This window comes from Pseudomonas sp. Eqa60 (assembly GCF_018326405.1).
Lineage (GTDB): Bacteria > Pseudomonadota > Gammaproteobacteria > Pseudomonadales > Pseudomonadaceae > Aquipseudomonas > Aquipseudomonas protegens.
The window spans coordinates 1932966-1945761 of record NZ_AP024342.1; the positions used below are offsets into that span (position 1 = coordinate 1932966).

The following is a 12796-nucleotide window of genomic DNA, read 5'->3' on the forward strand; positions in this document are numbered from 1 at the left end:
GCACCCATTAATGAGCTTCGGCGCCGATGAAGAGATCCTTCAGGATTTCCTGGTTGAGGCCGGCGAGATTCTAGAGCAACTGTCCGAACAACTGGTCGAGCTGGAAAGCCGGCCGGATGATGCGGATTTGCTCAATGCAATTTTTCGCGGTTTTCACACTGTTAAAGGGGGCGCCGGCTTCCTCCAGCTCAATGAGCTGGTGGAGTGCTGCCACATCGCCGAGAACGTCTTCGACATCCTGCGCAAGGGTGAGCGGCGAGTCGACTCGGAACTGATGGACGTGGTGCTTGAAGCTTTGGACGCGGTGAACGGCATGTTCAGCCAGGTCCGTGAGCGCACCGAAATCACCGCTGCCACACCGGAGTTGCTGGCGGCCCTGGCGCGCCTGGCCGAACCTGCCGGCGCCGAGCCTGCAGCACCTGCTGTGGAAGAGGTGGTTGAGCCGGTTGCCGAGCCTGTGGCTGAAGAAAGCCCGGCAGGGGACATCACCGATAACGAATTCGAGCTGTTGCTCGACTCGCTGAATGCCGCCAAGGCCGAAGCCGAAGCAGCGCCTGCCGCCGCACCTGCGGCCCAGGGCGAGCCGGCCAGCGATGAAATCACCGACGCGGAGTTCGAATCCCTGCTCGATCAGTTGCACGGCAAGGGCCAGTTCGCCCCGGATGCCGTGGCACCGGCCGCGGCCAGTGCCACCAGTGGTGCGGCTGGCGCAGGTGATGAGATCACCGACGATGAATTCGAAGCATTGCTGGACCAGTTGCATGGCAAGGGCAACTTCGCCGTGGAGGCCCTGGATTCGGCCGTGGCGGCGGCGCCTGCCGCTCCTGCCGCAGCCGCACCAAGCGCAGCCGCAGCCGGCAGCGACCTGATCACCGATCACGAATTCGAATCCCTGCTGGATGAGTTGCACGGCAAGGGCAAATTCTCCGAAACCCCGGGTGCGGCCAAGCCAGCCGCGGCCACTGCGGCTCCGGCTGCGGCGGCCACTGCTGCCGTCGCCAAGCCGGCGGCGAAGAAGCCCGAGCCCAAGGCCGAGGCGCCGAAAGCTGCCGCTGCTCCTGCTGCGGCCCCGGCCCCGGCCCCGGCCCCGGCTCGCGCCGCCGCTGCGGCCCCGCCGGCGGAAAAGCCTGCCAGCGAAGCGGAAACCACGGTGCGTGTCGATACCGCGCGCCTGGACGAAATCATGAACATGGTGGGCGAGCTGGTGCTGGTGCGTAACCGCCTGGTGCGCCTGGGCCTCAACAGCGGCGACGAAGCCATGTCCAAGGCCGTGTCGAACCTCGACGTGGTGACTGCCGACCTGCAGACCGCGGTGATGAAGACCCGCATGCAGCCGATCAAGAAGGTCTTCGGGCGCTTCCCGCGCCTGGTTCGCGACCTGGCCCGGCAGCTCAAGAAAGAGATCAACCTGGAGCTGGTGGGGGAAGAAACCGACCTCGACAAGAACCTGGTAGAAGCCCTGGCCGACCCGCTGGTGCACTTGGTGCGCAACGCGGTGGACCACGGCATCGAATCGCCGGAAGAGCGCGAAGCCTCGGGCAAGTCCCGTGGCGGCAAGGTGGTACTGGCGGCGGAACAGGAAGGCGACCACATCCTGCTGTCGATCTCCGATGACGGCAAGGGCATGGACCCGAACGTGTTGCGCGCCATCGCCGTCAAGCGCGGCGTGATGGACAAGGACGCCGCCGACCGCCTGAGCGATACCGAGTGCTACAACCTGATCTTTGCCCCGGGCTTCTCCACCAAGACCGAGATTTCCGATGTGTCCGGTCGCGGTGTGGGCATGGACGTGGTGAAGACCAAGATTTCCCAGCTCAATGGTTCGATCAACATCTATTCGACCAAGGGCCAGGGCTCGAAGATCGTCATCAAGGTGCCGTTGACCCTGGCGATCATGCCGACCCTGATGGTCATGCTCGGCAACCAGGCATTCGCTTTCCCGCTGGTCAACGTCAACGAGATCTTCCACCTCGACCTGTCGCGCACCAACGTGGTGGACGGCCAGGAAGTGGTGATCGTGCGCGACAAGGCGTTGCCCCTGTTCTACCTCAAACGCTGGCTGGTCAGTTCCGCCGCTCATGAAGAGCAGCGCGAGGGCCACGTAGTGATCCTTTCGGTGGGTACCCAGCGGATCGGCTTCGTCGTCGATCAACTGGTGGGCCAGGAAGAAGTGGTCATCAAGCCCTTGGGCAAAATGCTTCAGGGAACCCCGGGCATGTCCGGCGCCACCATTACCGGTGACGGCCGCATTGCTCTGATCCTCGATGTTCCGAGCATGCTCAAGCGTTACGCCGCACGGCGTATTTGATTCGGCGGGGAGGGGCGGTTGGCCTCGCCCCACCTAACGGAGTGTTTATGGCAGTCAAAGTCCTGGTGGTGGACGATTCGGGTTTTTTCCGCCGCCGCGTCTCGGAAATTCTTTCAGCGGATTCGAATATCCAGGTCGTCGGCACGGCGACCAATGGTAAAGAGGCGATCGATCAGGCCCTGGCGCTCAAGCCGGACGTGATCACCATGGACTACGAGATGCCGATGATGGATGGCATCACCGCAGTGCGGCACATCATGCAGCGCTGCCCGACGCCGGTCCTGATGTTCTCCTCCCTGACCCACGAAGGCGCCCGAGTGACCCTCGATGCGCTGGATGCCGGGGCGGTGGACTTTCTGCCGAAGAACTTCGAGGACATCTCGCGCAATCCCGAGAAGGTCAAGCAGTTGCTGTGCGAGAAGGTCCACAGTATCTCGCGCAGCAATCGGCGCTTCAGCAGCTACAGTGCTCCGGCACCGCAGCCGGCGAGTGCGCCGGCACCTGCTCCTTCGAGCTTCGCCAGTTCGCGCTCGCCAGCTCCCGCACCGGCTCCGGCCCGCGCAGCGGCGCCGGCGGCCAGTGCGAATTCGCCGGCCCCCAAGCGCAAGGCCTACAAGCTGGTGGCCATTGGTACGTCCACAGGCGGCCCGGTGGCGCTGCAGCGGGTCCTGACCCAGCTGCCGGCCAACTTCCCGGCACCTATCGTGCTGATCCAGCATATGCCGGCGGCCTTCACCAAGGCCTTTGCCGAGCGTCTGGACAAGCTCTGCCGCATCAGCGTCAAGGAAGCCGAGGATGGCGACATCCTGCGTCCGGGCCTGGCGCTGCTGGCGCCTGGCGGCAAGCAGATGATGGTCGACGGTCGTGGTGCGGTGAAGATTCTCCCGGGCGATGAGCGCTTGAACTATAAGCCGTGCGTGGATATCACCTTCGGCTCTGCGGCCAAGTCCTACAGCGACAAAGTTCTGGCGGTGGTGCTCACCGGCATGGGCGCCGACGGTCGCGAAGGCGCGCGTCTGCTCAAGCAGGGCGGCAGTGCGGTCTGGGCCCAGGACGAGGCCAGCTGTGTGATCTATGGCATGCCAATGGCCATCGTCAAGGCCAACCTGGCGGATGCGGTGTACAGCCTGGACGACATCGGCCGGCACCTGGTCGAGGCCTGTCTCTGATGGATGTGCTCAGCCTTATCGGGATCATCATGGCGTTTGTCGCCATCATCGGTGGCAACTACCTGGAGGGGGGCACCTGTCGGCCCTGGCCAACGGTCCGGCGGCACTGATCGTGCTCGGCGGGACCATCGGCGCGGCACTGCTGCAGTCGCCGCTGAGCGCCTTCAAACGGGCCATGCAGATCCTTGCCTGGATCCTGTTCCCGCCCCGGGTCGATCTGCCGGGCGGCATCGACCGGGTGGTCAACTGGAGCCTCACCGCGCGCAAGGAAGGCCTGCTGGGCCTGGAAGGCGTGGCGGATGCCGAGCCTGACAGTTATGCGCGCAAGGGCTTGCAGTTGCTGGTGGACGGTGCCGAACCCGAAGCCATCCGCAGCATTCTCGAAGTGGATTTCTATACCCAGGAAAGTCGTGATATCGAGGCCGCCAAGGTGTTCGAGAGCATGGGCGGCTATGCGCCGACCATCGGCATCATCGGCGCGGTAATGGGGCTGATCCACGTGATGGGCAACCTGGCCGATCCATCCCAGCTGGGTAGCGGCATCGCCGTGGCCTTCGTCGCCACTATCTATGGGGTGGCCAGTGCCAACCTGGTGCTGCTGCCGATCGCCGCCAAGCTGAAATCCGTTGCCTTGCGCCAGTCGCGTTACCGGGAAATGCTCCTCGAAGGCATCCTGTCGATCGCCGAAGGCGAAAACCCCCGCTCCATCGAGCTGAAGCTGCAAGGCTTCATGGACTGATTATGGCCCGTCGTCGCCAGCAAGAAGAACACGTCAACCATGAGCGCTGGTTGGTTTCCTACGCCGACTTCATTACCTTGCTGTTCGCGTTTTTCGTGGTCATGTACTCGATTTCCTCGATCAACGAGGGCAAGTACAAGGTCATTTCCGAAGCCTTGATCGGGGTCTTCACCGACTCCGATCGTAGCCTCAAGCCGATTCCCATCGGCGACGAGCGTCCCAAGACCGTGACCCCGGCCAAGCCCCTGGTCAAGGACAGCGACCAGACCGACGCCGGCATCGCCGGGGCCAGTGACCCGCTGAAAAGCATCGCCGATGACATCAGCGCAGCCTTTGGCGACCTGATCAGCTCCAACCAGATGACCGTGCGCGGCAATGAACTGTGGGTGGAGATCGAACTCAACTCCAGCCTGCTGTTCGGCAGTGGCGATGCCATGCCCAGCGACCAGGCGTTCACCATCATCGACAAGGTGGCGAAGATCCTCAAACCCTTCGACAACCCGATCCATGTCGAGGGTTTCACCGACAACCTGCCGATCCAGACCGCGCAGTACCCGACCAACTGGGAGCTGTCCTCGGCCCGTTCGGCGAGCATCGTGCGCATGCTGGCGATGCAGGGGGTGAACCCGGCGCGCATGGCCTCGGTGGGCTACGGTGAGTTCCAGCCAGTGGCCAACAACGCCACCGCCGAAGGCCGGGCGCGCAATCGCCGGGTGGTGCTGGTGGTGTCGCGCAACCTGGATGTGCGCCGCAGCCTGACCGGTACCGGCACCGCCCATGCAACACCGGATGCGGCACTCAAGCGTGCTGGCACACAAACTGCACCAACCCCGGTCAAAACGCCGGTACAGGGAAGCGCCGTCAATTCTCCGTCACCTGCTTTATAACTTAGCGCTATGTCTCGCCCCGCTGTGGCCGGGCGGGAGGAACCAACCGAATGAGAGTCTGGGCAGTTGCCAATCAAAAGGGTGGTGTCGGTAAAACCACCAGTTCCATCGCTTTAGCCGGCTTGCTGGCCGAGGCGGGCAAGCGTGTGGTCGTGGTCGATCTCGACCCCCACGGCTCCATGACCAGCTACTTCGGCTATGACCCGGACAGCCTGGAGCACAGCAGCTACGACCTGTTCCTGCACAAGGGCAATGTGCCCCAGGACCTGCCGGGCCAGTTGTTGCTGGGCACCAGCCACGAGCGTATTTCGCTGTTGCCGTCCAGCACCGCGCTGGCCACCCTGGAGCGCCAGTCGCCGGGGCAGAGCGGCCTGGGCCTGGTGATCGCCAAGAGCCTGGCGCAGCTGTGGCAGGATTTCGACTATGCGGTGATCGACAGCCCCCCGTTGCTCGGGGTGCTGATGGTCAACGCACTGGCGGCCAGCCAGCAGTTGGTGATCCCGGTGCAGACCGAGCACCTGGCGGTCAAGGGCCTGGAGCGCATGGTCAATACCCTGGCCATGGTCAATCGCTCGCGCAAGCAACCCTTGCCGTTCACTATCGTGCCGACCCTGTTCGACCGCCGTACCCAGGCCTCCCTGGGCACCCTGCGGGTACTGCGGGACAAGTTTCCCGAGGAGATCTGGCAAGGCTACATTCCGGTGGATACCCGCCTGCGCGACGCCAGCCGGGCCGGGGTCACCCCTTCGCAATTCGATGGCAAGAGCCGCGGCGTACTGGCCTACAAGGCCTTGCTCAAGCACTTGCTGGCCCAGCAGCTCGTGGCGCAGGTGGCTTGACGTGAAGCGTTATTCAAGTCGCCACGCCGCCCGGCCGATAACCCCTACAGGTCACTGTATCGGGGTTTTAGCGTGGGCATCCTCATGAACCGTCCTCTGGATGTAAAGAGCCGGCCGCAGTTGGCGCTGCAGTCGTACCTGGACGCTTTGCTGCAGGACGCCACCGACGAGGAGTTGCTGCCAGAGCCGCCGATCCCGGTGCCCGCCCCGGTAGTGGTCGAAGCCTCCAGTGAAGTGCTGGATGAATTCCAGGCCGCGGTACTGGAAGAGCAGGCCCGTGACGCCGAGCTCCAGCAGCACTCGGCGCCTGCGGTTGCTGCGCCAGAGCCCGTTGCCACCCCGGTGCTGGAAGCGCCGGAGCCCATGCCAAGCACCCTCTCGCCCGTGGTGCCGATGCTCCAGGCCCTGGTGCCGCCCGTGGTGGAAGTGCACTTGCCGCCGAGCAATACACCGCCTCCGGTCACCGGCAGCGATCGTCCCGCCTGGGCGGCAGAGCCGTTCGAGTGCCTGTTGTTCGATGTCGCGGGCCTGACCCTGGCGGTGCCCCTGGTATGCCTGGGCTCGATCTATTCCCTGGCCGGGCAGGAGCTGACGCCGCTGTTCGGCCAGCCGGAATGGTTCCTCGGTATCCTGCCGAGCCAGGCTGGCAACCTGAAGGTGCTGGATACCGCACGCTGGGTCATGCCGGATCGCTACCGCGACGATTTCCGCCAGGGCCTGCAGTACGTGATCTCGGTCCAGGGCTATGAGTGGGGGCTGGCGGTGCATCAGGTCAGCCGCTCGCTGCGCCTGGACCCCAATGAAATCAAGTGGCGCAGTCACCGTGGCCAACGCCCGTGGCTGGCCGGCACGGTGATTGAACATATGTGCGCCTTGCTCGATGTTGCCGAACTGGCGGAATTGATCGCCACCGGTGGCGCCAAGCAGATGGCGATCAGTCAAGCGGCCCACAAGCCGAAGTAAACCAACAACAGGCCGCGTCCGTCGGGCGTAGCCACACAGAACACACGCCGTTTTCAACGGTTATTTGAGGGGTCAGGGTATGAATAAGTCGTCGTCTGCACAGGGTTCCGAAGATCCGATCCTGCAATGGGTCACCTTCAAGCTGGATAACGAGTCCTACGGCATCAACGTGATGCGGGTCCAGGAAGTGCTGCGCTATACCGAGATCGCTCCGGTGCCGGGCGCACCCAGCTACGTGCTGGGGATCATCAACCTGCGCGGCAACGTGGTGACCGTGATCGATACCCGCCAGCGCTTCGGCCTGGTGCCGACCGAAGTCAACGACAACACCCGGATCGTCATCATCGAAGCCGACAAGCAAGTGGTCGGGATCATGGTGGACAGCGTCGCCGAAGTGGTTTACCTGCGCCAGTCGGAAGTCGAGACCGCGCCGAACGTCGGCAACGAAGAGTCGGCCAAGTTCATCCAGGGCGTGTGCAACAAGAACGGCGAACTGCTGATTCTGGTTGAGCTGGACAAGATGATGAGCGAAGAGGAATGGTCGGAACTGGAGAGTATCTGATTGATCCTCGAGGTAGCGGTAATTGTCCTGGCGATCCTCTGGGTCGCCACTCTGGCTCTGTTCCTGTCCTACACCCGCAACCAGCGGCAGATTGCTGCCCAGCAGGCTGAGGGTGACGCCGTGCGCGACCAGCGGATCAAGGAGCTGGCCAAGCGCGTCGACCATTACCAGAGCGGTACGGTGCGCATGGGCGAGGACCTGCACGAGTTGCGCGCTGTGGTAGCGCCTTTGCCGGACAAGCTGGCCCAGCTGGAGCAGCGTGACCCTTCCAGCCTGTCGTTCGCCCAGGCCGCGCGCCTGGTGGGCATGGGCGCCAGCGTCGACGAGCTGACCCAATCCTGCGGCCTCACCCAGGCCGAAGCGGAGCTGGTCAGCAAGCTGCACAAAGGCTGATGTAGCCGCGAACGCCCGCTGCAAAAAGGCCCCTGGGGCCCTCATGCGGCCGGGCTGTCTCAGTAATCGTCGCCGCGTTCGGTGATGTCCTTCTCCAGTTCCGCCCGTTGCGGATCATGCCCCGCCGGGAACTTGCCCTTGAGGTTCCAGGCGAAGGCGATGATCTCGGCGATGGTCCGGTACAGCTCCGGCGGAATGCTCTCGCCCAGCTCCAGTCGCGCCAGCAGCTTCACCAGCTCGGCGTTCTCGTAGATCGGGACTTCATAGTCCCGGGCAATCTTCAGGATGGCTTCGGCCAGTTCGTCATCGCCCTTGGCGGTGAGGGTCGGAGCCTGCTGGCCATCGTATTTGAGGGCGATGGCCTGGCGTGGTGGCGGAGAGTGCTTCATGCGGTTTCGTCCACCCAGCGTTGTTCCAATCGGGTTTGCGGGCCCTGGGGCGGAGTGCCGAGGTGGCAATCCAGGTCGCCGACATTCAGTCCCGAGGCCAGCAGGCGTTCGCGCAGGTTGCCCAGGTGGCTTTCAATCAGGCTCGCCGTGTAGGGGCGCTCGGCCCAGAGCTGGCTGGACAGCCGGCCCTGGATCAGCTGTGCCTGGACTTGCAGCGGGCCCAGAGGCTCCAGGTCGAAGGCCAGGTCGACCCGCCACAGGGCCTGCTTGGGCTCACGTTCCTCGCGTTTGTGTTCCGGCTCCGGTTCCGGCGCCTCTTCGCGCTGCAGCTTGACCTGCAAGGGCACGATGTCCTGCAGGTTGCGCATGGGGATTTCCAACTGCCAGGTACTCAACAGCCGGCCATCGTCGGTCAGGCCGCTTTGCTCCAGGCTCGACAGTTGATGGCTCTGCAAACGCGATACGGCCGCGGCGGCCAGGCGCAGCAGTTGTTCCAGGTCACCTTCGCCTTCCAGGCTCTGCAGCAACCGTTCCGGCAATGGAAAGCCGGTGGGCGAAGCCTTGGCGCTGACCTGGCCGAGGGTACCCAGGGCGCTGCGCACGAAGCTGGGCAGCGACTGGGCCAGGGTGTTGGCGGCCAGGATGGCGTTGAAGCTGGTGGAGGAGGGCAGGCCCGGGGTCAGCTGGGCGATCAGGCGCAACAGGTCGGCCTTCATGTCCGGCACCTGCCCCGGGTTGGCCCCGGCCAGCAGCCGGGCTTCCAGGAACAGGCCGCTGCCCAGCAAGGCCTGGGCCACGCCGCGCGGGTTGCTCAGTTGCTGCACGTCGGGCAGGCCGGCCAGCAGACGCTCGACGGCGGCGCGCAGGTCAGTGGAGGTGGTCGAGGGGTCACTGTCGGCGGGCAGGTTCTGCAGGGCGTTGATCAAGCTACTGAGGGAACCCTGGCGGCTTTGCTGGCTGGCCAGTTGGGCGGCGATGGCCAATTGCTCCTGACGGCTGCTCAGGGGGACGAAATTCAGGGTCTGGGCATCCGAGACCAGGGCGCTGAGCAGGCTGCCGATGCGCAGCGGCTGCGGGCTTTCGATGCTCAGGGTGGCGCCGCTCTGTGCGGTGTTGAGCAGGCTCACCAGGGAGCGATAGATCGCCGGCTGGCTGGTGCCCTGGGGCAGCATCTGGGTGGTCAGCACCTTGGCCTGGATCAGGGTGCCGGGGGCAGTTGGCTGGTGTCCAGGCGGGTCAGGGCGGCGACACTGGAGGCGATGGCCTGTTGCACGGTGATCGCCAGGTTGCCCGCCGAGGGTTGGGTGACCGCCAGGCTGGTGCCCTGGGGCAGGGGTTGATTGCTGGTGGCCTGCAAAGTGGTTTGCCGGCCGTTGTCCAGGGTCACTTTGAGCAGCAACTGGAACGTCTGGTCGGTCTGCTTGAGCGACAGCACTTCGGCCTTGGCGCTCTGGCCGGCGGCAATCAGGCCCTCCAGGGGCGGCACCAGCTTCAGCAGTTCCCCGCTGATCGCCTGGGGGCGCGAGGCGCCGGGCGCGGGCACCTGGGGCGCAGGCAGGATGTTCATTTCGCCTGTCATTCGGACACAACCTGTGGAAATTAGCCCTCATAAGCGTAGGGCTTCGCATGTATAATGCCGCCCGTCTTTGGGGGAGTGGTGAAAACATTGCAATTGTTTGACGCAGCTCTCTAGAACAGGCCGCCAATGCATTTATCCTGCATCTCTTTAACGGCCGCTCCGTTGCCGACTTGAACCTGTAAAGGCCCGCTATCCCTTGACCAGCCCCCTTCTCGAAGCCGTAGCACTCGCCTGTGAGCGCGATTGGCGGATGCTATTTGAACACCTCGAGTTGCGTCTGACGGGCGGCGACATGGTGCAGATCAGCGGCCCCAACGGCAGCGGCAAGACCAGCCTGCTGCGCCTGCTGGCCGGGTTGATGCAGCCCACCAGCGGCCAGGTGCTGCTCAATGGCCAGCCATTGCACGCCCAGCGCGCGGAACTGGCCCGCAACCTGTTGTGGATCGGCCATGCCGCCGGCATCAAGGAGCTGTTGAGCCCCGAGGAGAACCTCAGCTGGCTCTGTGCCCTGCACCAGCCTGCCCGGCGCGAGGCGATCTGGCAGGCCCTGGCGGCGGTCGGCCTGCGCGGTTTCGAGGATGTGCCGTGCCATACCCTTTCCGCCGGCCAGCAGCGCCGCGTGGCCTTGGCGCGCCTGTACCTGGACAGCCCGCCGTTGTGGATACTCGACGAACCCTTCACCGCCCTCGACAAGCAGGGCGTGGCCCAGCTCGAAGAGCACCTGGCGGGCCATTGCGAGCGTGGCGGCATGGTGGTCCTGACCACCCACCACAGCCTGGCCCGCATGCCTTCCGGCTACCGTGACATTGACCTGGGACGGTGGGCCGCATGAGTGTGTTTGCCCTGTTGGTGGCCCGTGAAGCGCGCCTGTTGTGCCGGCGCCCGGCGGAACTGGCCAACCCCTTGGTATTTTTCGCAATCGTTGTTGCACTGTTCCCCCTGGCCGTGGGACCTGAGACACAATTGTTGCAAACCTTGTCTCCGGGGCTGGTCTGGGTAGCGGCCCTATTGTCCGTCCTGCTCTCGCTGGACGGGCTTTTTCGCAGTGATTTCGAGGATGGATCCCTGGAGCAGTGGGTCCTTTCGCCGCACCCCCTGGCTCTTCTGGTTCTGGCCAAGGTACTGGCACACTGGGTGTTTTCCGGGTTGGCACTGGTCTTGCTCGCGCCCTTGCTGGCGGTGATGCTGGGGCTGCCTGCCGCCTGTCTGCCGGTGCTGCTGATGTCCCTGCTGCTGGGGACCCCGGTGCTCAGCCTGCTGGGCGCAGTAGGCGCGGCATTGACGGTGGGGCTCAAGCGTGGCGGCCTGCTGCTGGCGCTGCTGATCCTGCCGTTGTACATCCCGGTACTGATTCTCGGCAGTGGCGCCCTGCAGGCGGCATTGCAGGGCATGCCGGCAACCGGTTACCTGCTCTGGCTTGGGAGCCTGACCGCCCTGGCAGTAACCTTGACACCCTTTGCAATAGCGGCTGGCCTGAAGATCAGCGTCGGCGAATAATAATGAGGTCTGATCATTTTTTGATCACTTCTTTCTGAGAAAAGACCCAGGCTTTTCGACCACGAAAAGCACCCGTGATGGAAATAGTGAATGAACTGGACTTGGTTTCATAAGCTCGGCTCGCCTAAATGGTTTTACGGCATCAGTGGCAAGCTGCTGCCCTGGCTGAGTGTTGCCGCCGTGTTGCTGATCGGCATCGGCGTGGTCTGGGGCCTGGCCTTTGCGCCACCGGATTACCAGCAAGGCAACAGTTTCCGCATCATCTACATCCATGTGCCGATGGCGATGCTGGCACAGTCCTGCTACGTCATGCTGGCCGTGTGCGGTGTGGTCGGGCTGGTGTGGAAAATGAAACTGGCCGATGTCGCCCTGCAATGCGCGGCGCCCATCGGGCACTCGATCACTTTCCTGGCCCTGGTGACCGGGGCTATCTGGGGCAAGCCGACCTGGGGTTCCTGGTGGGTCTGGGATGCCCGACTAACGTCGATGCTGATCCTGCTGTTTCTGTACGCAGGTCTGATTGCGCTCAATGCCGCCATCAGCAATCGTGACAGCGCCGCCAAGGCCTGTGCGGTGCTGGCGATTGTCGGCGTGGTGAATATCCCGATCATCAAATACTCGGTGGAATGGTGGAACACCCTCCACCAGGGCGCGACCTTCACCCTGACCGAAAAGCCTGCCATGCCGGTGGAAATGTGGCTGCCGCTGCTGCTGACCTCGTTGGGTTTCTACTGTTTCTTTGGTGTGCTGCTGTTGCTGCGCATGCGCCTTGAGGTGCTCAAGCGTGAAGCCCGGACCAGCTGGGTCAAGGCCGAAGTCCAACGCAGCCTGGAGGCCGCCCGATGAGCTTTGCATCCTTCAGCGATTTTCTCGCCATGGGCCATCACGGCCTCTACGTCTGGTCGGCCTATGGCATTTGCCTGGTGGTCCTGGCTCGTGAGCTGGTGGCGCCGATCCTGGCGCGCAAGCGCTATCTGCAACAAGAGGCGCGTCGTCTGCGCCGGGAGAACGGTAAGTGAATCCGCTGCGTAAAAAGCGTCTTTTGATCATCCTGGCGATTCTGGTCGGTGTCGGCATTGCCGTTGGCCTGGCCCTCAGCGCGCTGAAGGAAAACATCAACCTGTTCTACACCCCGACCCAGATCGCCAATGGCGAAGCCCCGCTGGACACGCGGATCCGCGCCGGCGGCATGGTCCAGGCCGGTTCCCTGCAGCGTTCCGCCGACTCCCTGGACGTGAAATTCGTGGTCACCGACTTCAACAAGTCGGTGACCATCACCTACCGCGGCATCCTTCCGGACCTGTTCCGCGAAGGGCAGGGCATCGTTGCCCTGGGCAAGCTCAACGCCGATGGCGTGGTGGTGGCCGATGAAGTGCTGGCCAAGCACGACGAGAAGTACATGCCGCCGGAAGTCACCAAGGCCCTGAAAGACAGCGGCCAGTCGGCACCGACACCAGCGAAAGAGGGTTAA

General features: G+C 63.9%; 13 protein-coding genes and 2 pseudogenes. 13 read left to right on the top strand and 2 right to left on the bottom strand.

Features of this window, described 5'->3' with window-relative positions; translation table 11 throughout:
- Positions 1-10: 10 nt before the first annotated feature.
- The 8 genes and pseudogenes from KI242_RS08720 (at position 11) to KI242_RS08755 (ending at position 7860) form a co-directional block, all read left to right on the top strand.
- Positions 11-2308 carry a chemotaxis protein CheA gene (locus KI242_RS08720; RefSeq protein WP_053156954.1) on the top strand — a complete coding sequence of 766 codons (2298 nt, stop codon included), beginning with the start codon at positions 11-13 and terminating at the stop codon, positions 2306-2308.
- Between the two features lie 47 nt (positions 2309-2355).
- Positions 2356-3477, top strand: coding sequence for a chemotaxis response regulator protein-glutamate methylesterase (locus tag KI242_RS08725; protein ID WP_011060006.1), 1122 nt, complete (start codon positions 2356-2358; stop codon positions 3475-3477).
- Positions 3477-4216 (top strand): annotated as a pseudogene (locus tag KI242_RS08730) (flagellar motor protein). Before KI242_RS08725 ends, KI242_RS08730 begins: the two are co-directional and overlap by 1 nt.
- 2 nt (positions 4217-4218) lie before the next feature.
- A complete protein-coding gene (motD, locus tag KI242_RS08735; protein ID WP_011060008.1) occupies positions 4219-5103 on the top strand; it encodes a flagellar motor protein MotD in 885 nt (294 codons plus the stop codon).
- A gap of 50 nt (positions 5104-5153) precedes the next feature.
- Entirely contained in the window at positions 5154-5942 is a 789-nt protein-coding gene (locus KI242_RS08740; RefSeq protein WP_011060009.1) for a ParA family protein, read from the top strand.
- Between the two features lie 84 nt (positions 5943-6026).
- Entirely contained in the window at positions 6027-6905 is an 879-nt protein-coding gene (locus KI242_RS08745) for a chemotaxis protein CheW (RefSeq protein WP_011060010.1), read from the top strand.
- Positions 6906-6984: 79 nt separating this feature from the next.
- A complete protein-coding gene (locus KI242_RS08750) occupies positions 6985-7467 on the top strand; it encodes a chemotaxis protein CheW (protein WP_011060011.1) in 483 nt (160 codons plus the stop codon).
- Positions 7468-7860: a DUF2802 domain-containing protein gene (locus KI242_RS08755; RefSeq protein WP_011060012.1), complete on the top strand. Its 393-nt coding sequence runs from the start codon at positions 7468-7470 to the stop codon at positions 7858-7860.
- A gap of 59 nt (positions 7861-7919) precedes the next feature.
- Here KI242_RS08755 and KI242_RS08760 read toward each other — a convergent pair whose 3' ends face one another.
- Both KI242_RS08760 and KI242_RS08765 read right to left on the bottom strand, forming a co-directional pair.
- Positions 7920-8249: an EscU/YscU/HrcU family type III secretion system export apparatus switch protein gene (locus KI242_RS08760; RefSeq protein ID WP_053156958.1), complete on the bottom strand. Its 330-nt coding sequence runs from the start codon at positions 8247-8249 to the stop codon at positions 7920-7922.
- Positions 8246-9828 (bottom strand): annotated as a pseudogene (locus KI242_RS08765) (flagellar hook-length control protein FliK). The gene KI242_RS08760 and the pseudogene KI242_RS08765 overlap by 4 nt, the downstream one beginning before the upstream one ends.
- Positions 9829-10024: 196 nt before the next feature.
- Between KI242_RS08765 and ccmA the strand changes: the two are divergent.
- The 5 genes from ccmA to ccmE all read left to right on the top strand — a co-directional run bounded on the left by ccmA (position 10025) and on the right by ccmE (position 12796).
- Positions 10025-10660 (top strand): cytochrome c biogenesis heme-transporting ATPase CcmA, encoded by a 636-nt coding sequence (ccmA, locus tag KI242_RS08770; RefSeq protein ID WP_011060015.1) that lies wholly within the window; start codon positions 10025-10027, stop codon positions 10658-10660.
- Positions 10657-11325, top strand: coding sequence for a heme exporter protein CcmB (ccmB, locus tag KI242_RS08775; protein ID WP_011060016.1), 669 nt, complete (start codon positions 10657-10659; stop codon positions 11323-11325). The genes ccmA and ccmB overlap by 4 nt, the downstream gene beginning before the upstream one ends.
- Before the next feature lie 90 nt (positions 11326-11415).
- Positions 11416-12171 (top strand): heme ABC transporter permease, encoded by a 756-nt coding sequence (locus KI242_RS08780; protein ID WP_011060017.1) that lies wholly within the window; start codon positions 11416-11418, stop codon positions 12169-12171.
- Positions 12168-12344, top strand: a complete 177-nt coding sequence (gene ccmD / locus KI242_RS08785) for a heme exporter protein CcmD (protein WP_011060018.1) — start codon at positions 12168-12170, stop codon at positions 12342-12344. Before KI242_RS08780 ends, ccmD begins: the two co-directional genes overlap by 4 nt.
- Positions 12341-12796 carry a cytochrome c maturation protein CcmE gene (gene ccmE, locus KI242_RS08790; protein WP_011060019.1) on the top strand — a complete coding sequence of 152 codons (456 nt, stop codon included), beginning with the start codon at positions 12341-12343 and terminating at the stop codon, positions 12794-12796. Before ccmD ends, ccmE begins: the two co-directional genes overlap by 4 nt.

Excerpts from the sequence above, each read along its gene's own strand:
- KI242_RS08720 (WP_053156954.1), top strand. The coding sequence starts at position 11 with ATGAGCTTCGGCGCCGATGAAGAGATCCTTCAGGATTTCCTGGTTGAG.
- KI242_RS08740 (WP_011060009.1), top strand. The coding sequence starts at position 5,154 with ATGAGAGTCTGGGCAGTTGCCAATCAAAAGGGTGGTGTCGGTAAAACC.
- KI242_RS08760 (WP_053156958.1), bottom strand. The coding sequence starts at position 8,249 with ATGAAGCACTCTCCGCCACCACGCCAGGCCATCGCCCTCAAATACGAT.
- KI242_RS08745 (WP_011060010.1), top strand. The coding sequence starts at position 6,027 with ATGAACCGTCCTCTGGATGTAAAGAGCCGGCCGCAGTTGGCGCTGCAG.
- motD (WP_011060008.1), top strand. The coding sequence starts at position 4,219 with ATGGCCCGTCGTCGCCAGCAAGAAGAACACGTCAACCATGAGCGCTGG.
- KI242_RS08780 (WP_011060017.1), top strand. The coding sequence starts at position 11,416 with ATGAACTGGACTTGGTTTCATAAGCTCGGCTCGCCTAAATGGTTTTAC.
- ccmB (WP_011060016.1), top strand. The coding sequence starts at position 10,657 with ATGAGTGTGTTTGCCCTGTTGGTGGCCCGTGAAGCGCGCCTGTTGTGC.
- KI242_RS08725 (WP_011060006.1), top strand. The coding sequence starts at position 2,356 with ATGGCAGTCAAAGTCCTGGTGGTGGACGATTCGGGTTTTTTCCGCCGC.
- ccmD (WP_011060018.1), top strand. The coding sequence starts at position 12,168 with ATGAGCTTTGCATCCTTCAGCGATTTTCTCGCCATGGGCCATCACGGC.
- KI242_RS08750 (WP_011060011.1), top strand. The coding sequence starts at position 6,985 with ATGAATAAGTCGTCGTCTGCACAGGGTTCCGAAGATCCGATCCTGCAA.